Genomic DNA, 23,316 nt, shown 5'->3' with positions numbered 1-23,316 from the left:
TTTTTACAACCGCACCGGATCAATATGCCAGATATTCTCGGCATACTCTTTGATAGTCCTGTCCGACGAGAAGTATCCCATGTTGGCGATGTTATGCATCGCGGCGCTGGTCCACTTCTCCTGCTGACGGTACAGTTCGTCCACCTTATCCTGACAATCCACGTAGCTGCGGTAATCCGCCAGCACCTGATAGTGATCGCCAAAGTTAATCAGCAAGTCCACCAGATCGCGATAGCGTCCGGGCTCCTCAGGGTTAAACACGCCGGTGGCGATTTGCGTCAGCACCTGGCGTAACTCGTCATCCTCTTCATAATACTCACGCGGCGAGTAGCCCTGCTTGCGCAGCGCCTCCACCTCTTCCGCCGTATTCCCGAAAATAAAGATATTCTCCGCGCCCACATGCTCCAGCATTTCGACATTTGCGCCGTCCAGCGTGCCGATAGTCAGCGCGCCGTTCAGGGCAAACTTCATATTACTGGTGCCGGATGCTTCCGTCCCCGCCGTGGAAATCTGCTCAGAGAGATCCGCCGCCGGAATAATCAGCTGCGCCAGGCTTACGCTGTAGTTCGGGATAAACACGACCTTCAGCTTATCGCCAATGTCCGGATCGTGATTCACCACCTTCGCCACATCGTTGATGAGATGAATGATGTGCTTCGCCATGTAGTACGCGGACGCCGCCTTACCGGCAAAGATTTTCACGCGCGGCACCCACTCCGCCGTCGGGTCAGCCTTAATGCGGTTGTAGTGGGTAATAACGTGCAGGACATTCATCAGCTGACGCTTGTACTCGTGGATACGTTTGATCTGCACGTCGAACAGCGCTTTCGGGTTCGCCACCACGTTCAGATGCATCGCCAGCCAGACCGCCAGACGCTTCTTGTTCAGCAGCTTGGCTTCCCGTACCGCTTTATTCACCGTCGGGAAATCAATGTGCTGCTCCAGCTCGCTCAGCTGGCTCAAATCGGTGCGCCAGGTGCGGCCAATGTTCTCATCCAGAACGTCGGAGAGCGGCTGGTTCGCCAGCGCCAGCCAGCGGCGCGGGGTGACGCCGTTGGTCACGTTGCAGAAACGCGTCGGGAAGATCTTCGCAAAGTCCGCAAACAGGGACTGCACCATCAGGTTCGAGTGCAGCTCTGACACGCCGTTCACCTTGTGGCTGATCACCACCGCCAGCCAGGCCATGCGTACGCGACGCCCGTTGGATTCATCAATGATCGAGGCGCGGCTCAGCAGACCGGTATCGTTCGGGTACTGCTCCTGCAAGGTCTTGAGGAAGTAGTCGTTGATCTCGAAGATGATTTGCAGATGGCGCGGCAGAATTTTGCCGAGCATATCCACCGGCCACGTCTCCAGCGCTTCGCTCATCAGCGTATGGTTGGTGTACGAGAACACCTGGCAGGTTACTTCAAACGCGTCATCCCAGCTGAACTTATGCTCGTCAATCAGCAGGCGCATCAGCTCAGGGATCGACAGCACCGGATGGGTATCGTTGAGGTGAATGGCGGTTTTTTCCGCCAGATTCGCATAGGTTTTGTGCAGCTGATAGTGACGGCTAAGGATATCCTGAATCGTTGCCGAGACGAGGAAATACTCCTGACGCAGGCGCAGCTCGCGGCCTGAGTAGGTCGAGTCATCCGGATACAGGACGCGTGACACATTCTCGGAGTGGTTTTTATCTTCCACCGCCGCGAAGTAGTCACCCTGGTTGAATTTACCCAGGTTGATCTCGCTACTGGCCTGCGCGTTCCACAGGCGCAGCGTATTGGTCGCATCGGTGTCGTAGCCGGGGATGATCTGGTCATAGGCCACGGCGAGGATCTCCTCGGTTTCCACCCAGCGGGATTTTTTCCCTTCCTGCTGAATACGCCCGCCAAAACGCACCTTGTAGCGCGTGTTGTGGCGCTTGAACTCCCACGGGTTACCGTACTCCAGCCAGTAGTCTGGAGACTCTTTCTGACGACCATCCACGATATTCTGCTTGAACATACCGTAGTCGTAGCGAATACCGTAGCCGCGCCCCGGCAGCGCCAGCGTCGCCAGTGAATCGAGGAAACAGGCGGCAAGACGCCCGAGACCACCGTTACCCAGCCCCGGGTCGTTCTCTTCGTCAATCAGCTCTTCTAAATCCAGCCCCATCTCTTCCAGTGCGTTTTTGACGTCGTCATAAATCCCGAGCGATAACAGCGCATTGGAGAGGGTGCGACCAATCAGAAACTCCATCGACAGGTAATACACCTGTCGCGTCTCCTGCGAAAGCTGGGCGCGGTTGGAGCGCAGCCAGCGTTCGACCATACGGTCACGCACCGCAAACAGCGTGGCGTTCAGCCACTCATGTTTGTTGGCAATAACGGGATCTTTCCCAATGGTAAACATCAGCTTATAGGCGATGGAGTGTTTCAACGCCTCAACGCTGAGCGTGGGGGAAGAGTAGCTAAATGGAGCATTCATATCAGTAACTTCGCCTCGTTACATCAAGCGTTGATAAAGGTCGCGGTAGGACTGCGCCGCAACGTGCCAGCCAAAGTCCATGGACATCGCCTGACGTTGTACGTAACGCCACAGGGATGGACGGGACCACAAGACGAAAGCACGCCGGATCGCCCGAAGCAGCGACCAGGCATTACTGTCCTCGAAAACAAACCCGCTGGCGATACCGTCCGCCAGGTTTTCCAGGGAGCTGTCAGACACCGTATCCGCCAGCCCGCCCGTGCGGCGTACCAGCGGCAACGTGCCGTATTTCAGACCATAGAGCTGCGTCAGGCCGCAGGGCTCGAAGCGGCTCGGCACCAGAATCACGTCCGCGCCGCCCATGATGCGGTGCGAGAACGCTTCGTGATAGCCAATCTGCACGCCCACCTGCCCCGGATGTTCCGCCGCGGCCGCAAGGAAACCTTCCTGCAATACCGGGTCGCCCGCGCCGAGCAGCGCCAGCTGGCCGCCCTGCTCCAGTAATCCCGGCAGCGCTTCCAGCACCAGATCCAGCCCTTTCTGGCTGGTCAGGCGGCTGACCACCGCAAACAGCGGCACCTTGTCGTTGACCTTCAGCCCCATCGCAATCTGTAGCTGGCGCTTGTTCTCCGCTTTGTCCTCCACGGAGTCGCGACCATAGCGCGCCGCCAGCAGGAGGTCCGTTTCCGGATTCCAGATCTGTTCATCCACGCCGTTCAGAATGCCCGACAGGCGACCTTCACGGTGGCGCTGTTGCAGCAGCCCTTCCATACCGTAACCGAACTCCGGCTGGGTAATTTCCCGCGCGTAGGTTGGGCTGACCGCCGTGATGTGGTCGGCGTAGTACAGACCCGCCTTCAGGAACGAAATCTGTCCGTTAAACTCCAGTCCGTGCATGTTAAAGAACGACCATGGCAGATCGATGTCATTCATATGATGCGCGTAATACATGCCCTGATACGCCAGGTTGTGCACCGTAAACACCGATTTGGCCGGGTGCCCCTTCGCCGCCAGATACGCAGGAGCCAGCCCCGCATGCCAGTCATGCGCGTGCACCACGTTCGGACGCCAGAACGGATCCAGTCCGACGGCCATTTCCGCCCCCACCCAGCCGAGCAGGGCAAAGCGCATCACGTTATCGGTATAGGCGTACAGGTTGGTATCGTGATACGGGCTGCCGGGTCGATCGTATAAATGCGGGGCATCAATCAGGTAAATCCCTACGCCATTGTAATGTCCAAACAGCAGGGTGATACGTCCCGCGAAGGTCTCGCGACGGGTAACAACCTTTGCATCGGGAATACCGCGCCGGATATCCGGAAAAGCGGGCAACAACACGCGGGTATCCACCCCTCCGGCGATTTGCGCCGCTGGTAATGCACCAAGAACATCCGCCAGGCCGCCCGTTTTTAACAACGGGAACATCTCAGAACATACGTGTAAAACCTGCATCATCGCTCCTGTTTGATTTGCAGCTTCCGCAACATTTCCCGTGTTACTAACACGATCCCCTCTTCCGAACGGTAGAAACGACGCGCATCTTCTTCCGCGTTTTCCCCAATCACCATCCCTTCGGGAATGATGCAGGCACGATCGATAACGCAGCGACGCAGACGACATGAGCGCCCTACCCAGACATCCGGCAGCAGAACTGCCGAATCGATATTACAGAATGAGTTTATACGCACGCGCGGGAACAGCACGGACTGCACCACCACCGAACCGGAGATAATGCAACCGCCAGAAACCAGCGAGTTGAGCGTCATGCCGTGGCTGCCGGAGCGATCCTGAACGAACTTCGCCGGCGGCAACGATTCCATATGCGTGCGAATCGGCCAGTTCTGGTCGTACATATCCAGCTCAGGCGTGACGGACGCCAGGTCGAGGTTCGCTTTCCAGTAGGCTTCCAGCGTACCGACGTCGCGCCAGTAAGGTTCCGCATTCGGGTCTGACTGCACGCAGGACAGCGGGAAGGGATGTGCATACGCCATGCCAGCTTTGGTGATTTTCGGGATGATGTCTTTACCGAAGTCGTGGCTGGAGTTTTCGTCTTTGTCGTCCTCTTCCAGCAGTTCATAAAGATAATCGGCATCAAAGACATAGATCCCCATGCTGGCGAGCGATTTGGTGTCGTCGCCCGGCATGGTTGGCGGGTTCGCCGGTTTTTCGACAAAGTCGATAATCTTGTCATCGCCATCTACATGCATCACGCCAAACGCGGTTGCTTCCGCAACAGGCACCGGCAGACACGCCACGGTGCAGCGCGCCCCTTTTTCGACGTGGTCGATCAGCATGTGGGAGTAATCTTGCTTGTAGATGTGGTCCCCGGCGAGGATGACGATGTATTCCGCGCTGTAGCGACGAATGATGTCGAGGTTCTGGGTCACGGCATCCGCCGTGCCGCGGTACCAGTTCTCCCCGTGAACGCGCTGCTGCGCCGGGAGCAGATCGACAAATTCGTTCATCTCTTCGCTGAAGAATGACCAGCCGCGCTGAATGTGCTGCACCAGCGTGTGCGACTGATACTGGGTAATGACGCCAATACGGCGAATGCCTGAGTTCAGGCAGTTGGAAAGTGCAAAATCGATAATACGGAACTTACCACCAAAGTGAACGGCCGGTTTGGCGCGCTTGATGGTCAAATCTTTCAGACGGGTACCACGCCCGCCCGCGAGTATCAGGGCAACTGTTTTTAATGGTAGCTGGCGCGCCAACATTAACGGATCGTTCTTCTCTAATCTAACCATGACTAACTCCTTTTTTATCATCTTTGGAATACGCACACTCCGTGCGCAGGCCCGTGCCAGACAGCCATAACAACCGGATTATCCGCTCCGGCAAAGGGAGGAATGGCTCGCCATTCCCCGTCAGGTAAAACAATCTCTGCGACGTCATCCGTCGCGTTCAGCGTCACCAGCCATGCATCCGAAAGCAGGATTTGCAGACAGGGTATGGCGTGTTGCCACTCTTGCGCGCTTAACGGTTGCGCGTCTTTATTCAGCCAGCGAACGTTTCCGTCGCCCTCTTCCCACCAGCGGTCGGCGGTGAGCGCGGGGATGCGCTGGCGAAGATGGATCAGCGCCGCGGTGAAATGGGTCAGCCCGCTATTCGCTTCTCCCCAGTCGAGCCAGGTCAGGGTGTTGTCCTGGCAATAGGCGTTGTTGTTGCCGTGCTGGCTGTGGCCGTGCTCATCGCCCGCCAGCAGCATCGGCGTGCCCTGCGACAACAAAAGCGTCGTCAGCAGCGCATGAACGCTGGCGCGTCGCCGCTCGATCACATCCAGACTTCCGCCTAACCCTTCTATACCATGGTTGAAGCTATGGTTATTGTTAGTCCCATCGCGATTCTCCTCGCCGTTTGCCTCATTGTGTTTCTGATTGAAACAAACGCAGTCGCGCAGCGTAAAACCGTCGTGTGCCGTCAGCAGGTTAATGGTGGCCGACGGACGTTTGCCGTCACGCTTGAAGAGATCGCTGGAGCCGGCAAAGCGACCGGCAAACTCCCCCAGCGACAGATCGCGCGTCAGCCAGAAGCGGCGGATGGCATCGCGGAAGTGGTCGTTCCACTCGGCAAACAGCGGCGGGAAATTCCCCACCTGATAACCGCCCTCTCCGATGTCCCAGGGCTCCGCGATCAGCTTAACCTTTGAGAGCACCGGGCAGTTTTTGATGGCCTCAAACAGCGGCGCCTGCTGGCTGAACGCCGGGGTGCGCCCCATCACCGGCGCCAGGTCGAAGCGAAAACCGTCCACGTGGAACGTCTCAACCCAGTATTTCAGGCACTCGTACGCGTAATGCGTAACGGCCGGATGACTGAGGTTGAGGGTGTTACCGCACCCGGTCCAGTTCTCGTAATCGCCGTCGTCCCTGATCCAATAATAGCTACGGTTATCGATTCCGCGCTGTGAGAGCGTCGGGCCGTCAAGATCGCTTTCCGCACTGTGGTTCAGCACCACGTCCAGAATGACCTCGATACCCGCCGCGTGAAGCGCCTTCACCGCATCGCGAAACTCATCCCGTGCCTTCTCCGGCTGCACCGCGTAGCGCGGGTCGAGGGCGAACATCGCCAGCGGGTTGTAGCCCCAGTAGTTGCTTAACCCAAGACGCTGTAGCCGCGGCTCGCTGGCGAAATGCGCCACGGGCAACAGCTCCAGCGCGGTGATCCCTAAGTGCTTCAGGTACGCGACCATCGTCGGATGCCCAAGCGCTTTGTAGGTGCCGCGCATCTCTTTAGGGATTGACGGGTGCAGATATGTCAGCCCTTTAACGTGGGCTTCATAAATAACGGTGTTGCCCCACGGCGTGCGCGGCGGGGCATCGTCTTCCCAGTCGTAGAGATCGTGCACCACCACGCTTTTGGGCGCGACGGGCGCGCTGTCGCGGTGGTCAGGTTCGCCGTAGCCAACGTGGAACAGCGAGTCATCTTTAAACTCACCGTCCACGCGGTGCGCGCACGGGTCAATCAGCAGCTTCGCCGGGTTAAACCAGTGCCCCTGAGAGGGCTCCCAGGGGCCGTGTACGCGAAAACCGTAGTGCATCCCCGGCCGTCCTCCGGCCAGGTAGCCATGCCAGGTATCCCCTGTGCGCGCCGGTAAATCGTAACGGTGCTCGTTACCTTCCCCGTCAAACACACAGAGTTCCACCCGCTCCGCATGGGCGGAAAAGAGCGTGAAGTTCACCCCCTTTCCGTCAAAACTCGCCCCGAGCGGTTCGGGTTTACCTGCCGTAAGCTGCGTCATTCACCCTCCCGCACCAGCCAGATTGTGCCAAGCGGCGGCAGCGTCAGGCTCAGGGAGTTCGGACGGCCGTGGCTTTCAATGGCATCGCTCTGCACCAGGCCACCGTTACCCGCGTTGCTGCCGTGGTAGTGCATGGAGTCGGTATTGAGAATTTCGCGCCATTTGCCCGGCTGGTTAATGCCGAAGCGGTAGTGTTCGCGCGGCACCGGCGTGAAGTTGCTGGCGACAATGATCTCGTTACCCGCCTTGTCGCGGCGCACAAAGACAAACACCGAGCGCTCGTGGTCGTCCACCACCAGCCACTCAAAGCCGTACGGATCGAAGTCCAGCTCGTGCAGCGCTTTGTGGTGGCGATAGGTCAGGTTCAGGTCACGGACCAGACGCTGTACGCCGTGGTGCCAGTTGTCCGCACCTTCCAGCAGATGCCAGTCAAGGCTGCTATCGTGGTTCCATTCGCGGCCCTGAGCGAACTCGTTGCCCATAAACAGCAGCTTTTTACCCGGGAAAGCAAACAGCCAGCCGTAGTAAGCGCGCAGGTTGGCAAACTTCTGCCATGGGTCGCCCGGCATGCGGTCGAGAATGGATTTCTTGCCGTGCACCACTTCATCGTGCGACAGCGGCAGCATGAAGTTTTCGGTGTAGTTATAGAGCAACCCGAAGGTGAGCTTATCGTGGTGATACTGACGATAAACCGGGTCGAGCTTCATGTAGTCGAGCGTGTCGTGCATCCAGCCGAGGTTCCATTTGTACCAGAAGCCCAGACCACCCATTGCCGGTGGACGGGAAACGCCCGGGAAGTCGGTGGACTCTTCCGCCATGGTCACGGCGCCTTCCACCTGCTCGCCGATAATGCGGTTGGTGTTGCGCAGAAACTCAATCGCTTCGAGGTTTTCACGGCCACCATACTCGTTCGGGATCCACTCCCCCTCTTTGCGGCTGTAGTCGCGGTAGATCATCGACGCCACCGCATCCACGCGCAGGGCATCAATGCCGAAGCGCTCGATCCAGTACAGCGCGTTCCCGACCAGGTAGTTCGATACTTCACGGCGACCGTAGTTGTAGATCAGCGTGTTCCAGTCCTGGTGATAGCCTTCGCGCGGGTCGCTGTGCTCGTACAGCTTTGTGCCGTCGAACTCTGCCAGCGCAAAATCATCCGACGGGAAGTGGCCCGGCACCCAGTCGAGGATCACGTTCAGCCCGGCGGCGTGCGCGGCATCGATGAAATAGCGGAAGTCATCGCGCGTGCCGAAGCGGCGCGTGGGCGCATACAGCCCGGTTGGCTGATAGCCCCAGCTGCCGTCAAATGGGTGTTCGTTGATCGGCAGCAGCTCCAGATGGGTAAAGCCCATCCATTTGGCGTACGGCACCAGCTGGTCCGCCAGCTCGCGATAGCTCAGCCAGAAGTTGTTATCGGTGTGGCGACGCCACGAGCCGAGATGCACTTCATAGACGGAGATTGGCGCATCAAAGCGGTTGGCCTGCTTGCGCTCCTCACTCTGGACAACCTTCTCCGGCAGGCCGCAAATCAGCGAGGCGGTATTCGGGCGTAGCTCTGCCTCAAAGGCGTACGGGTCAGATTTAATGCGCAGCTTGCCGTTGGCATCGATCATCTCGAATTTGTAGAGCTGACCGTTGTGCGCGCCGGGGATAAACAGCTCCCAGATGCCGGTTTCCCGGCGCAGACGCATGGGGTGACGACGACCGTCCCAGTAGTTGAACTGCCCGACGACGGAGACGCGCTGGGCGTTTGGCGCCCATACGGCAAAACGCGTGCCGGTGATACCGTCCATGGTATCTGCATGGGCACCCAGCGTTTCGTAGGGGCGTAAATGGGTCCCTTCGGACAGCAGCCAGGCGTCCATCTCTTTTAAGAGCGGGCCAAAGCTATAGGGATCGTCAATCAGGTTTTGCTGACCGTGCCAGATAACGGCAAGCTGATAACGAAAAGGATTTTTACGGCGGGGCATGACGCCCGAGAAGAAGCCACGCGAGTCGAGGCATTCCAGATTACCCACCTTGCGGCCGGTTTTGGGTTCGATAACCCACACTTCTGTTGCATCCGGTAACAGCGCCCGAACTTCCAGTCCGGCCTCTGTACGGTGCATCCCTAGCACAGAAAAGGGGTCGGCAAAGTGACCCGCAATAAGCGCATTAATCACGTCTCTCGAAATACGATCGGACATGGTGTTCATCCTGTTTTTTTATGTCGCCCTTTTTACGCGCTCCGGGACGACTTTTAATGTGACCTAAACGGTGCAGTTAATCCTCTCTGCTCCGCCCTACCCTCAGGTGAGAAATAAATCTTCCTTAAAGCATAGCCAACGTCGTGGGTCCTCCTGATAAAAAATAAGACATCTGCGTTTTACTCCATGTAGTACGCAAAAAAAGGGGGTGACAATCACCCCCCGTGTTTAACAAATTATTACGCCAGCTGGCGCAGCATACGGCGCAGCGGCTCGGCTGCACCCCACAGCAGCTGATCGCCAACGGTGAACGCGGAGAGGTACTCCGGCCCCATGTTCAGCTTGCGCAGACGACCAACCGGGGTGGTCAGCGTGCCGGTAACGGCTGCCGGGGTCAGTTCGCGCATGGTGATATCGCGATCGTTTGGCACCACTTTCGCCCACGGGTTGTGTGCGGCCAGCAGCTCTTCCACGGTCGGAATAGACACATCTTTTTTCAGTTTAATGGTAAAGGCCTGGCTGTGGCAGCGCAGCGCGCCGATACGCACGCACAGACCGTCAACCGGAATGGTGTTCGCGGTGCCGAGGATTTTGTTGGTCTCAGCCTGGCCCTTCCACTCTTCGCGGGTCTGGCCGTTATCCAGCTGTTTGTCGATCCACGGGATCAGGCCACCGGCCAGCGGTACGCCAAAGTTATCCACCGGCAGCTCGCCGCTGCGGGTGAGCTGAGTGACTTTACGCTCGATGTCGAGGATGGCGGACGCCGGGTCTGCCAGCTCGGCAGCGACGCTCTGGTGCAGCTGGCCCATCTGGGTCAGCAGCTCACGCATATGACGCGCGCCGCCGCCGGACGCCGCCTGGTAGGTCGCCACGGAGACCCACTCCACCAGATCCTGTGCGAACAGGCCGCCGAGGGACATCAGCATCAGGCTGACGGTGCAGTTACCGCCAACAAAGGTTTTCACGCCGTTGTTCAGGCCGTCGGTGATGACGCCCTGGTTAACCGGGTCAAGAATAATGATGGCATCGTCTTTCATGCGAAGCGAAGAGGCCGCATCAATCCAGTAGCCCTGCCAGCCGCTTTCACGCAGCTTCGGATAGATTTCGTTGGTATAATCGCCGCCCTGGCAGGTCACAATAATGTCGAGTGCCTTCAGCGCTTCCAGATCGTAAGCATCCTGCAACGTGCCTGTGGTACCCCCAAAGGACGGTGCAGCCTGGCCGAGCTGGGAAGTGGAGAAGAAGACCGGGCGGATGGCGTCGAAATCGCGCTCTTCAACCATGCGTTGCATGAGTACAGAGCCGACCATACCGCGCCAGCCGATAAAACCAACGTTTTTCATAGCATTTTTTTCCTGCAAGGGGTGTGTGCTGATTGTGCAAGCCAGTATTGAACTGGGATATGCTTCACATTACAAAATGCTGCCAAAGTCGCAAGCGAAATTAATCGATGATTGCCCGGCAATCAGAAAAAGTGCTAATCATCGCAATGACCACAATAAGTATCAGGGATAATTTAAGATGAGTGAAATCATTTCCGCAGCGGTTTTATTGATCCTGATTATGGATCCGCTCGGTAATCTGCCGATCTTCATGTCGGTGCTGAAGCATACCGAGCCGAAGCGCCGCCGGGCGATCATGATCCGCGAGCTGCTCATCGCCCTGCTGGTGATGTTTATCTTCCTGTTCGCCGGTGAAAAAATCCTCGCTTTCCTGAACTTACGCGCCGAAACGGTCTCCATTTCCGGCGGGATCATTTTGTTCCTGATTGCTATTAAGATGATTTTCCCGAGCGCGGAGGGCAGCAGCAGCGGCCTGCCTGCGGGTGAAGAGCCGTTTATCGTGCCGCTGGCAATTCCGCTGGTCGCCGGGCCAACGATTCTGGCGACGCTGATGCTGCTGTCGCATCAGTATCCGAATCAGATGAGCCATCTGGTGATTGCCCTGCTGATCGCCTGGGGCGGGACGTTTATTATCCTGTTGCAGTCGTCGCTGTTCCTGCGCCTGCTGGGTGAGAAAGGGGTAAACGCCCTGGAGCGCCTGATGGGGCTGATTCTGGTGATGATGGCAACGCAGATGTTCCTGGACGGGATCCGGGCGTGGATGAAAGGGTGAAGATGTAAAAAAGCCGGGTGGCGCTTACGCTTACCCGGCCTACGGGACCTGAGGTTTTTGTAGGTCGGGTAAGGCGAAGCCGCCACCCGACAAAATACGCCCTCTGCGGCCTGATGCCCTCACCCCAGCCCTCTCCCACGGGGAGAGGGAGAAAACCGGGATTAGCTCAGCAGCGTAAACGCAATCATCCCGACAACCGCACCCGTCGTGCCGAGGATGGTTTCCATCAGCGTCCAGGTTTTCAGGGTTTGCGCTTCGGTTGCGCCGGTAAATTTACCGAACAGCCAGAAGCCCGCGTCGTTCACGTGAGAAACCACAATCGAGCCACCCGCGATACAGATAGAGAGCGCCGCCATCTGCGCACCGGAGTAGTTCAGCTGTTCAATCACCGGCATCACCAGACCCACGGCGGTTAAGCACGCTACGGTCGCGGAGCCCTGAATGATACGTACCGCCGCGGCCAGCACGAAACAGGTGACTGCAATCGGCAGCCCCATCCCGGTCAGCGCTTCGCCCAGCGCCGGACCAACGCCGGAATCCACCAGCACCTGCTTAAACACGCCGCCCGCCCCGATCACCAGCAGGATAATCCCCGCCGGTTGCAGCGCGGCACCACAGATCTCCATCACGCGGTCTTTCGGCATGCCCTGACGCATCGCCAGGCCGTAAATTGCTACCAGACACGCCACCAGGATCGCGGTGAACGGATGACCAATAAATTCGAACCATTCGTAAGCGGTTGACCCCACCGGCACAAAGCGCGCAGCGATGGTTTTCAGGCCCACCAGCACCAGCGGCAGCAGGATCAGCGACAGGCTGAAGCCGAAGGACGGCATTTTGCCCTCGCCCAGGTGCGGCTCGGAGATGTCATCCGGAATGTGCAGCTCAACGTAACGGCTGATGAAGTTGCCCCACAGCGGACCGGCGATAATCATCCCCGGAATTGCCGCGCACAGGCCAATCAGGATCATCCAGCCAAAGTCAGCATGCATCTGGGAGGCCAGCAGCATCGGCGCAGGCCCCGGCAGCAGGAACGCCGCCGCCGCCGCCACGCCCGCAAACAGCGGAATGACCAGCTTCACGAGGTTGGTACCAGTATGCCGCGCCATGGAGAACGCCACGCTAATCAGCAGCACAACGGCCACTTCAAAGAACAGCGGCAGCGCGCAAATCAGACCGGCCAGACCAATCGCGTAGTGCGCACGGCTGTGCCCGAAGGATTTCAGCATCTTGACCGCAATCTGATCGACCGCGCCCGTCTCGTGCAAAATCTTGCCAAACATCGCGCCCAGCGCCACCACAATGGCCAGGAAGCCGAGCGTGCCGCCCATCCCTTTTTCCATCGTCGCCGCGATTTTGTCGAGCGGCATACCGGAAAAGAGACCGGCACCAATAGAAACCACCATCAAAGCCACAAAGGCGTGCATACGCGCCTTCATCACTAAAAACAGCAGCAGCAATACGGAACCCACTGCTGTCAAAACTAGCGTTAATGTACTCAAAACTTACTGCCTTTTATTAATAACCTCGATGGTGCTGGCAACAACACCTTCCAGCGGCTGATCGATATCAACCACTAAGACATCCTGTTCGTCAGCTCCCGGCTCCTGCAACGCTTCGAACTGCGTTACCAGCATCTGGGTTTTGAAGAAGTGGCCTTTACGCGCCTTCAGGCGGCTTTCAATCACCCCGAAATCACCTTTCAGGTAGATGAAAGAGAGGTTCGGGTTGCCGTCGCGCAGCAGGTCGCGATAGGTTTTTTTCAGTGCGGAACAGACGATCAGGGAGACTTTATTGGTGCGCTGCATCGCGAACGCGGCGTCATTCAGCGCCTGCAACCATGGTTTGCGGTCGTCGTCGTTCAGCGGCTCGCCGGAAGCCATTTTCATGATGTTGCTGCGCGGATGGAGGAAGTCACCATCAAGAAACGCAGCCTGGAGTTGATGCGCCACTTCGCTCGCCACGGCAGATTTACCGCTACCGGACACGCCCATCAGGACGTAAACGTGGTGATCGTGATTAGTCGTGCTCAAAGGGTGTCCCTCAGTCAATTGTTACGGGTAACAGTTATCGGTAACATTGTCCTGCCGGGGCATATGAGAAGCAATATCCAAACGTGCGCGAAGTGAATAAGTGTGAGCTACTTCAAATTTGTCGGATTAAATAGATCCACCCGGTGACAAGGTGAAACCTAAATCTAACATTTTCGGGGTAACTGCCTCACCACGAATGCGCGCCAGCAGGCGTTCTGCGCCAATGCGGCCCATGCGTTCACGCGGGGTCAGGACGCTCGCCAGACGCGGCTCCATCACCTGGCCAATGTCGTGGCCGTGGAAGCCGGCAATCGCCATATCATCCGGGATTTTTAAACCCAGACGCTGGCACTCAAACGCGGCGCCGACCGCAAGGTCATCGTTGGTGCAGAAAATACCGTCCAGTTGCGGATACTCGCGTCGCGCCTGACGCATCAGCTCAATACCCGACGTGTAAGAAGAAGATTGCTCCACCATCACGCTGTACGGGGTCAAACCGGCGTCGAGCATCGCCTGCTCGTATCCCTTCTGTTTGATGATAGTACGTTCATCCAGACGCGCACCCAGATAGGCCACATGGCGATGACCGCGGGCGATGATCGCCGCCGTCATCTGACGCGCCGCTTCAAAGTTATCGAACCCCACGGCGATGTCGAGGCACGGCGACTGGCTGTCCATCAGTTCCACCACCGGAATGCCTGCCACTTCAATCATTTTCAGCGTGCGCGGGGTGTGAGTACGTTCCGTTAAAATCAAGCCGTCGATGTTCCAGGAAAGCATCGATTCAAGACGTTCCTCTTCCAGTTCCGGCTTGTACCCGTAGTGGGCGAGCATGGTCTGATAGCCAAACGCATCGGTGACGCTTTCAATGCCACGCAGCACTTCGGCGAATACCTGGTTGGTTAAGGAAGGAAGCAGGACGCCCACCGCACGGCTGGTCGCATTGGAGAGAATATCGGGCGCGCGGTTGGGGATATAACCCAGTTCATCAAGGGCGGCGGCAATCTTGCCACGCAACGCCACGGAAACCTGTTCCGGGTTACGTAAAAAACGGCTGACCGTCATTTTGGTCACACCGACGCGATCGGCGACATCCTGAAGTACGGGGCGTTTCTTTTTCATCGTCCTGAGAAATCTTGAAGTGAGAGATTTGCTCAGTTTATCACGGACAAAGCTCAACCTTCCCCGTTTAAAGGGAAGGTTGAGAAATTATTTAGACCGGCGGCAGGTCAAACAGCAGAATTTCACTTTCGCTGTCGGCATGCACGGAGAGCGCCTGCTCATCCCAGACTGCCAGGCCATCGGCGGTTGTCGCTTTGGTGCCGTTGATGGACACTTCACCTTTCACCACCTGGATCCACACGCGGCGGTTAGCGGCAATCTGGTGTACAGACTGTTCATCTTTCGCCAGCGCCCAGCGGTACAGCTCCATATCCTGATGCACTTTCAGGGAACCTTCACGCGCATCCGGGGACAGCACCAGCTGTTTGCCCTGTTTCGCGTCGAAGCGGCGCTGCTCGTAGCGTGGCGTGATGCCGGTCTCTTCTGGAATGATCCAGATTTGATACAGGTGCAGTTTTTCCGTTTTGCTCGGGTTGTACTCAGAGTGACGCACCCCGGTACCCGCGCTCATAATCTGGAACTCGCCCGCCGGAACCTGCTCTTTGTTGCCCATGCTGTCCTGGTGCTCAACCGCCCCTTCCAGCACATAGGTCAGGATTTCCATGTCTTTGTGCGGGTGGGTACCGAAGCCCTGGCCTGCATCAATCACGTCGTCGTTAATGACGCGCAGTGCGGAGAAGCCCATAAAGTTCGGGTCGTAGTAGTCGGCAAACGAGAATGAATGCCATGAGTCCAGCCAGCCATGATTCGCGTGACCACGTTCGTTTGCTTTGCGTAAGTAGATCATTGTTTTCACCCTCAGTTCGTTTCGATGGAGTAAGTGTGGACGCAAAGGCCCTGGGATCATAGAGGGTGAAAATTGACTCCTCTGTTCAAAAATTTAGAACAAGCGCAGAGGAGCCGTTTTTGCTTATCTGGCGAGGGTTACCGTGGCAGGCGAGGCCTGCTCGAAGGCCCGTTCAAGGATTTCCAGATTGGTCAGAACGTCAGATTCCTTGACATAATTCGGCGCGCCGGTGGTGAGGGTGTCATACAGCGCATCGTAGACGCGTCCATAGTCGCCCGTTTCCGGCTTCAGCTCTTCCCTGACCACCAGGCCCTCGTCGTTCACGTACTCCAGCACGCCCACGGAATCATCTGCCGCAAAGCCCGGTTCACCCGGCATGATATTGGCCTTCAGGCTGGTCTCCTGTTGGTCAATACCGTACTTGATAAAGGAGCCTTTCTTACCGTGAACGATAAATTTCGGGTAGTCGATTTTCACCAGATGGCTGGTTTTTACGATGGCTTTGAGATCGCCGTAGAACAGCTGCGCTTCAAAGGTATCGTCCGGGTTGGCCTTATTGCGCAGGCTGCGGATGTCATACGCCACGTGGTCCGGGCGGCCAAACAGGGAGATGAGCTGGTCCATGGTGTGCACGCCCAGACCATAGAAGGAGCCATCCTGCGGCAGGCCGGGCTGGGTTTCCGCCACCGGTCGGTAGTAATCGAAGTGGCTTTCGATTTCCACGATCTCGCCGAGTTTGCCGCTTTCAATTGCCTTTTTTGCCGTCAGGAAGCAGCTGTCAAAGCGACGGTTCTGGTACGGCGTGACGGTCAGCCCTTTGCTTTTCGCCAGCGCGAACAGCTCCTTCGCTTCGGCGATGGTCGGGGTGAACGGTTTTTCCACCAGCACGTTTTTACCCGCTTCCAGCGCGCGTTTCGCGTAGTCAAAGTGGCTGTCGGCGTGGGTACAGACCACCACCAGCTTCACCTGCGGGTCGTTAAGCACCTCATCAAGATCGCTGGTGAAATGAATATGGGAATACTGCGGAGACTGCTCTTCTGGCTTCGCGCGGCGGCGATAGATATGGGCCACGTGCCAGGTCTCTTTTCGGTTAAGAACATACGGAAGGTGGTAACGCGTGGTGCTTTTGCCAAATCCAATAAATGCACAATGTAGTGTCATGGCTCAGTCCTTTTGGAAGGTTACTGAGTTTTACCATAGCGCATGTTTTGCCCTCACCCCAGCCCTCTCCCACAGGGAGAGGGAGAAAAAGGGCAAAAAAAAAGCCAGCGAGAAGCTGGCTAAAGTAATACTGGAAGCAATGTGAGCAATGTCGTGCTTTCAGGTTCCCGTAGGAGGTCTTCCTGAATGCAGAGCAATAATAATCATTCTCATTCGCACTTGTCCAACACTTTTTGCAAAAAATAGCGATTGACTCAACTTTTAAAGTCACTGATGTTGGAGGGGACTTTTAACTGACTGAGGAACAAGGAATGAGTGAGATAGTGATACGCCACGCTGAACCGAAAGATTACGACGCCATTCGTCAGATCCACGCCCAGCCGGAGGTGTACCACAACACGCTACAGGTTCCTCATCCTTCAATGGAAATGTGGCAAATGCGGCTAGGCGAACAGCCGGGCATTAAACAGCTGGTTGCCTGCATTGATGATATCGTGGTCGGCCACCTCACCATTGATGTCGCCCAGCGACCACGCCGCAGCCACGTTGCAGATTTCGGTATCTGCGTTGGCGCGCAGTGGCATAACCGCGGCGTGGCCAGCGCACTGATTCGCACCATGATCGATATGTGCGACAACTGGCTGCGCGTCGACCGCATCGAGTTAACGGTGTTTGTGGATAACGAACCGGCAATCGCGGTGTACAAAAAGCACGGGTTTGAGATTGAAGGCACCGGCAGGCGCTACGCCCTGCGCAACGGCGAGTATGTGGATGCGTATTATATGGCGCGTATGAAGTAGTTTGTTGCCGGGTGGCGGCTTCGCCTTACCCGGCCTACGTTCGTGCCGTTCCAGGCCCGGTAAGCGCAGCGCCACCGGGCAAAAAAATCAATACCCCGCCGTTAAATCATCCACCGAACGCGGGTCCGATGCGCCAAACAGCGCCCCGTCCGGCCCGACCATAATGCTCTGGGTGCTGCCCATCGCCTCCTTCACCGCCACCTTCTGCCCGCGCTGCTCAAGCAGCTTGAGGGTGTCCGGGCTAAAGCCCTTCTCCACGCGCAGCTCGTCCGGCAGCCACTGGTGGTGGAAACGCGGCGCATTGGTCGCTTCAGCGACGTTCATCCCAAAGTCGATACTGTTCACCACCATTTGCAGCACGGTTGTGATAATCCGGCTCCCGCCAGGGCTGCCGGTCACCAGCCAGGTTTTGCCGTCTTTCACCACGATGGTGGGCGACATGGACGACAGCGGGCGCTTCTTCGGCCCGACCGCATTCGCATCGCCGCCGACCAGGCCGTAGACGTTCGGCACGCCCGGTTTGGCAGAGAAGTCATCCATCTCGTTGTTCAGCAAAATACCGCTGTTGCCCGCCACAATCCCGGTGCCGAAAGTGGTGTTAAGCGTGTAGGTCACCGCCACCGCGTTACCGTCTTTATCCACCACCGAGAAATGGGTGGTCTGGTTACTTTCATACGGCGCCAGCTTGCCGGGGCGGATCTCGCTCGACGGCTTCGCCTTGTTGATGTCGATCTCGTCGGCAATCGATTTGGCATAGGCTTTGTTGGTCAGCGCCTGCCACGGCACCTTCACGAAGTCCGGATCGCCAAGGTATTCCGAGCGGTCAGCGTAGGCGCGCTTCTCTGCCTCCGCCATCACCTGCATGGCATCGGCGCTACCGAAGCCGAACTTGTGCATATCGAAGTTTTCCAGAATATTGAGGATCTGCACGATGTGAATGCCCCCGGAGGACGGCGGCGGCATGGAGAAGACCTCGTAGCCGCGATAGGTGCCGCTGATCGGCTCGCGCTCCACCGCCTTATATTCCGCCAGATCCGCTTTGGTGATCAGCCCGCCGTTCTTCTGCATCTCATCGGCAATCTGATCGGCAATCGGCCCCTTATAGAAGGCGTCCGGACCGTTTTCAGCAATCAGTTCGAGACTTTTTGCGAGATTCTTCTGCACCAGCTTATCGCCCTTCTTCAGCGGCTCGCCGTCTTTCCAGAAGATAGCCTTGCTGTTCTCATGATTGGGAATAACTTCGCTGCCGTAGGTTTTGAGGTCGTCCGCCAGCGCGTCGTTGACGACGAAGCCGTCGCGCGCCAGCTTGATGGCAGGCTGCACCACTTTATTCAGAGGCAGCGTGCCGTATTTTTCCAGCGCCAGCGAGAACCCCGCAACGGTGCCCGGCGTGCCGGAGGCAAGGTGCGAGGTCAGAGATTTTTTACTGTCCGGATTGCCCTGATCGTCGAGGAACATATCGCGGGAGGCCTGATTCGGCGCCATCTCACGGAAGTCGATGGCCGTGGTTTTACCGTCTTTGGTGCGCAGCATCATAAACCCGCCGCCGCCCAGGTTCCCCGCCTGTGGATGCGTCACCGCCAGCGCATATCCCACCGCGACCGCCGCATCCACCGCGTTACCGCCCTGCTTAAGAATATCGACGCCCACCTGCGTTGCCAGCGCGTCAACCGAGGCCACCATGCCGTGCGTCGCCCGCACGGGGTGAAAAACATCCTCCTCCACGCCGTAAGAGACCGGAGGAGCGGCGGGCGGGTTGGCCGCCACGGTAAATGTGCCGCCTGCCATCAGCGCAGCGATGGCGACCCAGCGCAAAAAGGTTGGTTTCATCATTATTGTTCTCCAGGTGAAGGGGCCCATATTCCCCGCTTAAGCCTGGTTCACAACTCTTAAAAAATCATCGTTATGCCGGAATCAGGGTAAACTTAAGAGAAGCCTCAAAGGAGGAGATAACCATGAAACGATTACTGATCCTGACCGCGCTGCTTCCGTTCGCCGCGCTCGCACAGCCAATCAACACCCTGAACAACCCGAACCAGCCGGGCTACGTCATTCCGAGCCAGCAGCGTATGCAGACGGAGATGATGAGCCAGCAACAGCAGCAGAAAGGGATGCTCAATCAGCAGTTAAAAACGCAGACCCAGGTGCAGCAGCAGCACCTGCAAAACCAGATGAATACCAACACCCAGCGCGTGCAGCAGGGCCAGATGCGGGAGCAGCCGCTGCCAAACTCAAACGGTGGGATGTTAGGGGGCGGGGTGTCGCAAAGCAGCGGTCAGCAGCACATGCTGCCGACCCAGCAGAACGGCAGTATGCTTAATAAATAAAGTTCGGCCCGATCTGGTCAATCGCATCGGTACAGATGCTGTCCACGCCCCAGCGCAGCAGCTCGGCTGCACGCTGGGGTTTGTTGACGGTATACACCAGGATATGCAGACCGGCCTCCTTCAACAGCGTCACGCGCGCTTCATCCAGCAGCTTATGGTTGAGGTGGATCGACACGCAGCCTAAGCGGGTCGCCAGCGCGCGCCAGTCTTCTCGCCACTCATCCAGCAGCAGCCCGCGCGGCAACTCCGGAACGGCGGCCTGTGCGGCTTCCAGCGCGTCGATGTCAAACGACGATAACAGCGGCGGGGTCATCCCTTCCCACAGCTCGCGCGCGGCAAGGGCAATCACTTTACCCGTCAGCGGCCCGGTGCCGGTGGTCGGTTTGATTTCGATGTTGGCCATCATGCCGTGTTGACGACAGCGGTCCGCCACTTCCGCCAGCAGCGGCAGCGGTTCGCCTTTAAATTCGCCGCTGTACCAGCTACCGGCATCCACCTTCAGCAGGTCACGCCACGGCAGTTCGCCCGCCACGCCCCAGCCGTTGCTGGTGCGTTCGAGATTGTCGTCGTGCAGCAGGAAAATTTCGCCGTCCTTCGACAGCTTCGCGTCGAACTCGATCATCGTGTGGCCGTAGCGCGCGCCAACGTCAATTGCCGCCAGGGTGTTTTCCGGCGCCAGTTTACCGCCGCCACGGTGGGCGACGATGTGGGGGTAAGGCCAGTTGCTCATACTCGTTGTCCTGTTTCACCGTCAAATAAGTGCAGGTGATTTTCCGGCATATGCAGCCACAGCGTGCTGCCTGCCTTCGGGCGCTCCTGGTGCGGCAGACGCACCACCAGCTTTTGCTCGCCCCAGCGCCCGTGCGCCAGGTTGTCTGCGCCCAGCATCTCCAGCGTATCCATCACCAGCGGCACGCCGCCGTCCGCCTGAGACGTCAAACCAATATGCTCCGGGCGGATACCGAGCGTCATCTTACGCCCGGCGTAGCCACGATAGTACCAGTTGATCGGCAACGCCATCCCGCTTTCCAGCTCGAAGTGGGTTCCCGCCGCATTGATCCGCCCGTCCAGCAGGTTCATCGCCGGGCTGCCGATAAAGCTCGCCACAAAACGGCTGGCCGGTTTTTCGTAGACCTCCACCGGGGTGCCAATCTGCTCGGCGATGCCTTTGTTCATCACCATCACGCGCTGGGCGAGGGTCATGGCTTCAACCTGATCGTGAGTCACATAGAGGGACGTGGTTTTCAGGCGGCGATGCAGCTGCTGTAGCTCAAGGCGCATCTGCACGCGCAGTTTGGCGTCGAGGTTTGACAGCGGTTCGTCGAACAGGAATACCGCCGGGTCGCGCACGATGGCGCGCCCCATCGCCACGCGCTGACGCTGGCCGCCGGAGAGCTCGCGCGGGCGGCGCTTAAGCAGGCCGTCAAGTTCCAGAATGCGCGCGGCTTCTTTTACGCGCTCGTCGATATGACCTTTGCCCATACCGCGAATTTTCAGCCCCCAGGCCATGTTCTCTTCCACGCTCATGTGCGGATAGAGGGCATAGTTCTGGAACACCATCGCGATGCCGCGATCTTTGGGCTCCATCTCGGTGACGCGCTGGCGGTCAATCCAGATATCCCCGGACGTTACGCGCTCCAGCCCGGCCACCATACGCAGCAGGGTGGATTTTCCGCAGCCGGACGGGCCGACCATCACGATAAATTCCCCGTCCGCCACGTCGAGCGTCAGCGGCTGAATGACCTGGGTTTTACCGTCCCAGCTTTTGGTAACTGCCTGTAATTTTAAACCTGCCATCTTATTTCTCGCTATCGACCAGGCCGCGGACAAACGCGCGCTGCATGGCTAAAACAATGACTACGGGTGGGATAAGGGTGAGCAGCATCGCCGCCATCACCTGGTTCCAGAGGGTGGTGCCTTCGCCGGTGGCGATCATGCCTTTAATGCCTGCCACGGCGGTGCCGAGGTTGACGTCCTGAACGATCAGCAGCGGCCACAGGTACTGGTTCCAGCCGTAGATAAAGGTGATCACAAACAGCGCCGCGAGGTTGGTTTTCGACAGCGGCAGCACGATGTCGCGGAAGAAGCGCATCGGCGAGGCCCCGTCGATGCGCGCGGCTTCAATCAACTCATACGGCAGGGTCATAAAGAACTGGCGGAACAGGAAGGTGGCGGTCGCCGAGGCCATCAGCGGCAGGGTTAAGCCCGCGTAGCTGTCGAGCATCTTCAGGTTGGCGATCACCTCCACCGTCGGGAAGATACGCACCTCTACCGGCAGCATCAGGGTGATGAAAATCATCCAGAAAAACAGGTTACGCAGCGGAAAGCGGAACCAGACGATGGCGAACGCTGAGAGCATCGACACCGTAATTTTGCCGACGGTGATGCCAAACGCCATGATGAAGCTGTTGAGCATCATCAGCCAGAACGGCGCGCTGTTGGCGCCCACGCCCTGGGTCCAGATAGTTTTCATGTTCTCGAAAAGGTGTCCGCCCGGGATCAGCGTCATCGGCGTGTCGAACACCGCTTTAGTGTCCAGCGTGGCGGCGACGAAGGCCACGTACAGTGGGAACAGGATGACGATAATCCCTAAAATCAGCATGGTATGGCTGAAAATCGTCAGCCCGCGACGGTTCTCAATCATTGGTAGCGCACCTTACTTTCGACATAGCGGAACTGCACCACCGTGAGGATGATGACGAGGAACATCAGCACCACCGACTGCGCGGCAGAAGCGGAGAGATCCAACCCCGCAAAGCCTTCGCGGTAGATCTTGTAGATCAGCGTCGTTGTCGCCTGCACCGGACCGCCTGCGGTCGCCGCGTCGATCACGGGGAAGGTATCGAAGAAGGCGTACACGAGGTTAACCACCAGCAGGAAGAAACTCACCGGGGCGATCAGCGGCAGCGACAGGCGGAAGAAGCGGCGCACCGGCCCTGCGCCGTCGATGGCGGCGGCCTCCACCAGCGAACGCGGGATAGACTGTAGCGCGGCAAAGAAAAACAGGAAGTTATAGCTGATCTGCTTCCACACCGAGGCGAACACCACCAGGAACATCGCCTGACCGCTGTTCTGAGCGTGGTTCCAGTCGTAGCCGAACTCGCCCAGGAAGTGGGTAATCAGCCCGCGCCCTGGGTTAAACAGGAAGATCCACAGCACGGCGGCCACGGCAGGAGCCACGGCGTAGGGCAGCAGCATCAGGGTCTGATACAGACGGCTGCCGCGCACCACGTAATCCACCAGCGCGGCGAAAAACAGCGAGGCTAAAAGGCCGCTGACGGTCACCAGGGCGCTGAATTTGATCGTCGTCCAGAAGGAGTCCAGGTAGTAGCTGTCGTGGAACAGCGCGGTAAAGTTGTCCAGCCCGACAAACTGGCTGGAAAGCCCGAACGGATCGACGCTTTGTACCGAGTACCACAGCGCTTCGCCCGCAGGCCAGATAAAAAAGATAACGGTGATGACCAGCTGCGGCGCAACCAGCAGGTACGGCAGCCAGCGGGAACGGAACACCGGACGGGATGATGACATTGAGATTTGGTTCCTGAACAATGCCGGGTGGCGGCTACGCCTTACCCGGCCTACAAATATTTCTCCCTCTC

General features: G+C 57.9%; 19 protein-coding genes. 3 read left to right on the top strand and 16 right to left on the bottom strand.

Annotated elements, in window-relative coordinates; genetic code table 11:
• Positions 1-3: 3 nt before the first annotated feature.
• The 6 genes from glgP to asd form a co-directional block, all read right to left on the bottom strand.
• Positions 4-2,451, bottom strand: a complete 2,448-nt coding sequence (gene glgP, locus SK54_RS03535) for a glycogen phosphorylase (protein ID WP_048246761.1) — start codon at positions 2,449-2,451, stop codon at positions 4-6.
• A gap of 18 nt (positions 2,452-2,469) precedes the next feature.
• Complete coding sequence (gene glgA, locus SK54_RS03530) at positions 2,470-3,903, bottom strand: glycogen synthase GlgA (RefSeq protein ID WP_017384140.1); 1,434 nt, start codon at positions 3,901-3,903, stop codon at positions 2,470-2,472.
• Positions 3,903-5,198, bottom strand: a complete 1,296-nt coding sequence (gene glgC, locus SK54_RS03525) for a glucose-1-phosphate adenylyltransferase (RefSeq protein ID WP_017384139.1) — start codon at positions 5,196-5,198, stop codon at positions 3,903-3,905. Before glgC ends, glgA begins: the two co-directional genes overlap by 1 nt.
• Positions 5,199-5,215: 17 nt before the next feature.
• Positions 5,216-7,189 (bottom strand): glycogen debranching protein GlgX, encoded by a 1,974-nt coding sequence (glgX, locus tag SK54_RS03520; RefSeq protein ID WP_048246759.1) that lies wholly within the window; start codon positions 7,187-7,189, stop codon positions 5,216-5,218.
• Positions 7,186-9,372 (bottom strand): 1,4-alpha-glucan branching enzyme, encoded by a 2,187-nt coding sequence (glgB, locus tag SK54_RS03515; RefSeq protein ID WP_023304556.1) that lies wholly within the window; start codon positions 9,370-9,372, stop codon positions 7,186-7,188. The genes glgX and glgB overlap by 4 nt, the downstream gene beginning before the upstream one ends.
• A gap of 239 nt (positions 9,373-9,611) precedes the next feature.
• The gene (gene asd, locus SK54_RS03510; RefSeq protein ID WP_003861575.1) at positions 9,612-10,715 is read right to left on the bottom strand and encodes an aspartate-semialdehyde dehydrogenase; all 1,104 of its coding nucleotides are present in this window, start codon (positions 10,713-10,715) and stop codon (positions 9,612-9,614) included.
• A gap of 178 nt (positions 10,716-10,893) precedes the next feature.
• Here asd and yhgN point away from each other — a divergent pair, with 178 nt between their 5' ends.
• The gene (gene yhgN / locus SK54_RS03500; protein ID WP_003861574.1) at positions 10,894-11,487 is read left to right on the top strand and encodes an NAAT family transporter YhgN; all 594 of its coding nucleotides are present in this window, start codon (positions 10,894-10,896) and stop codon (positions 11,485-11,487) included.
• Between the two features lie 161 nt (positions 11,488-11,648).
• On the opposite strand, the gene gntU is transcribed toward yhgN, so the two are convergent.
• The 5 genes from gntU to SK54_RS03475 all read right to left on the bottom strand — a co-directional run bounded on the left by gntU (position 11,649) and on the right by SK54_RS03475 (position 16,590).
• Positions 11,649-12,989, bottom strand: coding sequence for a gluconate transporter (gene gntU / locus SK54_RS03495; RefSeq protein ID WP_017693851.1), 1,341 nt, complete (start codon positions 12,987-12,989; stop codon positions 11,649-11,651).
• Between the two features lie 3 nt (positions 12,990-12,992).
• Positions 12,993-13,520, bottom strand: a complete 528-nt coding sequence (gene gntK / locus SK54_RS03490) for a gluconokinase (protein ID WP_003861569.1) — start codon at positions 13,518-13,520, stop codon at positions 12,993-12,995.
• Between the two features lie 126 nt (positions 13,521-13,646).
• The gene (gene gntR, locus SK54_RS03485; protein WP_003861567.1) at positions 13,647-14,642 is read right to left on the bottom strand and encodes a gluconate operon transcriptional repressor GntR; all 996 of its coding nucleotides are present in this window, start codon (positions 14,640-14,642) and stop codon (positions 13,647-13,649) included.
• Between the two features lie 91 nt (positions 14,643-14,733).
• On the bottom strand, positions 14,734-15,429 hold the full coding sequence (locus SK54_RS03480; protein ID WP_003861565.1) for a pirin family protein: 696 nt from the start codon (positions 15,427-15,429) through the stop codon (positions 14,734-14,736).
• Positions 15,430-15,552: 123 nt separating this feature from the next.
• Positions 15,553-16,590, bottom strand: a complete 1,038-nt coding sequence (locus SK54_RS03475; RefSeq protein ID WP_015571462.1) for an oxidoreductase — start codon at positions 16,588-16,590, stop codon at positions 15,553-15,555.
• A 311-nt stretch (positions 16,591-16,901) separates the two neighbouring features.
• Between SK54_RS03475 and yhhY the strand changes: the two genes are divergently transcribed.
• Positions 16,902-17,390, top strand: coding sequence for an N-acetyltransferase (gene yhhY, locus SK54_RS03470; RefSeq protein WP_015571463.1), 489 nt, complete (start codon positions 16,902-16,904; stop codon positions 17,388-17,390).
• Positions 17,391-17,477: 87 nt separating this feature from the next.
• On the opposite strand, the gene ggt is transcribed toward yhhY, so the two are convergent.
• On the bottom strand, positions 17,478-19,223 hold the full coding sequence (gene ggt / locus SK54_RS03465) for a gamma-glutamyltransferase (protein ID WP_072134592.1): 1,746 nt from the start codon (positions 19,221-19,223) through the stop codon (positions 17,478-17,480).
• A 122-nt stretch (positions 19,224-19,345) separates the two neighbouring features.
• Here ggt and SK54_RS03460 point away from each other — a divergent pair, with 122 nt between their 5' ends.
• Positions 19,346-19,717, top strand: coding sequence for a DUF2756 family protein (locus SK54_RS03460; RefSeq protein WP_017384131.1), 372 nt, complete (start codon positions 19,346-19,348; stop codon positions 19,715-19,717).
• Here the strand turns inward: SK54_RS03460 and ugpQ are convergent.
• Genes ugpQ through ugpA form a run of 4 tightly spaced genes read right to left on the bottom strand, consistent with a single transcriptional unit; the run spans position 19,707 to position 23,245 of the window.
• Positions 19,707-20,447: a glycerophosphodiester phosphodiesterase gene (gene ugpQ / locus SK54_RS03455; RefSeq protein WP_032669038.1), complete on the bottom strand. Its 741-nt coding sequence runs from the start codon at positions 20,445-20,447 to the stop codon at positions 19,707-19,709. The two genes, SK54_RS03460 and ugpQ, sit on opposite strands and share 11 nt — an antisense overlap.
• A complete protein-coding gene (locus SK54_RS03450) occupies positions 20,444-21,514 on the bottom strand; it encodes a sn-glycerol-3-phosphate import ATP-binding protein UgpC (protein WP_017384129.1) in 1,071 nt (356 codons plus the stop codon). The genes ugpQ and SK54_RS03450 overlap by 4 nt, the downstream gene beginning before the upstream one ends.
• A gap of 1 nt (position 21,515) precedes the next feature.
• Positions 21,516-22,361: a sn-glycerol-3-phosphate ABC transporter permease UgpE gene (gene ugpE / locus SK54_RS03445; RefSeq protein WP_048246757.1), complete on the bottom strand. Its 846-nt coding sequence runs from the start codon at positions 22,359-22,361 to the stop codon at positions 21,516-21,518.
• Positions 22,358-23,245, bottom strand: a complete 888-nt coding sequence (gene ugpA / locus SK54_RS03440; protein ID WP_048246755.1) for a sn-glycerol-3-phosphate ABC transporter permease UgpA — start codon at positions 23,243-23,245, stop codon at positions 22,358-22,360. Before ugpA ends, ugpE begins: the two co-directional genes overlap by 4 nt.
• Positions 23,246-23,316: the final 71 nt, after the last annotated feature.

Origin of the sequence: Enterobacter sp. MGH120 (genome assembly GCF_001037725.1) — a bacterium.
In the GTDB taxonomy this organism is placed as follows: Bacteria; Pseudomonadota; Gammaproteobacteria; order Enterobacterales; family Enterobacteriaceae; genus Enterobacter; species Enterobacter hormaechei_C.
This window is presented reverse-complemented; position numbering and strand designations above follow the sequence as displayed.

What these genes read in the sequence shown, in the direction of transcription:
- glgP (WP_048246761.1), bottom strand. Translation starts at nt 2,451, where the DNA reads ATGAATGCTCCATTTAGCTACTCTTCCCCCACGCTCAGCGTTGAGGCG.
- glgA (WP_017384140.1), bottom strand. Translation starts at nt 3,903, where the DNA reads ATGCAGGTTTTACACGTATGTTCTGAGATGTTCCCGTTGTTAAAAACG.
- glgC (WP_017384139.1), bottom strand. Translation starts at nt 5,198, where the DNA reads ATGGTTAGATTAGAGAAGAACGATCCGTTAATGTTGGCGCGCCAGCTA.
- glgX (WP_048246759.1), bottom strand. Translation starts at nt 7,189, where the DNA reads ATGACGCAGCTTACGGCAGGTAAACCCGAACCGCTCGGGGCGAGTTTT.
- glgB (WP_023304556.1), bottom strand. Translation starts at nt 9,372, where the DNA reads ATGTCCGATCGTATTTCGAGAGACGTGATTAATGCGCTTATTGCGGGT.
- asd (WP_003861575.1), bottom strand. Translation starts at nt 10,715, where the DNA reads ATGAAAAACGTTGGTTTTATCGGCTGGCGCGGTATGGTCGGCTCTGTA.
- yhgN (WP_003861574.1), top strand. Translation starts at nt 10,894, where the DNA reads ATGAGTGAAATCATTTCCGCAGCGGTTTTATTGATCCTGATTATGGAT.
- gntR (WP_003861567.1), bottom strand. Translation starts at nt 14,642, where the DNA reads ATGAAAAAGAAACGCCCCGTACTTCAGGATGTCGCCGATCGCGTCGGT.
- SK54_RS03480 (WP_003861565.1), bottom strand. Translation starts at nt 15,429, where the DNA reads ATGATCTACTTACGCAAAGCAAACGAACGTGGTCACGCGAATCATGGC.
- SK54_RS03475 (WP_015571462.1), bottom strand. Translation starts at nt 16,590, where the DNA reads ATGACACTACATTGTGCATTTATTGGATTTGGCAAAAGCACCACGCGT.
- yhhY (WP_015571463.1), top strand. Translation starts at nt 16,902, where the DNA reads ATGAGTGAGATAGTGATACGCCACGCTGAACCGAAAGATTACGACGCC.
- ggt (WP_072134592.1), bottom strand. Translation starts at nt 19,223, where the DNA reads ATGATGAAACCAACCTTTTTGCGCTGGGTCGCCATCGCTGCGCTGATG.
- SK54_RS03460 (WP_017384131.1), top strand. Translation starts at nt 19,346, where the DNA reads ATGAAACGATTACTGATCCTGACCGCGCTGCTTCCGTTCGCCGCGCTC.
- ugpQ (WP_032669038.1), bottom strand. Translation starts at nt 20,447, where the DNA reads ATGAGCAACTGGCCTTACCCCCACATCGTCGCCCACCGTGGCGGCGGT.
- SK54_RS03450 (WP_017384129.1), bottom strand. Translation starts at nt 21,514, where the DNA reads ATGGCAGGTTTAAAATTACAGGCAGTTACCAAAAGCTGGGACGGTAAA.
- ugpE (WP_048246757.1), bottom strand. Translation starts at nt 22,361, where the DNA reads ATGATTGAGAACCGTCGCGGGCTGACGATTTTCAGCCATACCATGCTG.
- ugpA (WP_048246755.1), bottom strand. Translation starts at nt 23,245, where the DNA reads ATGTCATCATCCCGTCCGGTGTTCCGTTCCCGCTGGCTGCCGTACCTG.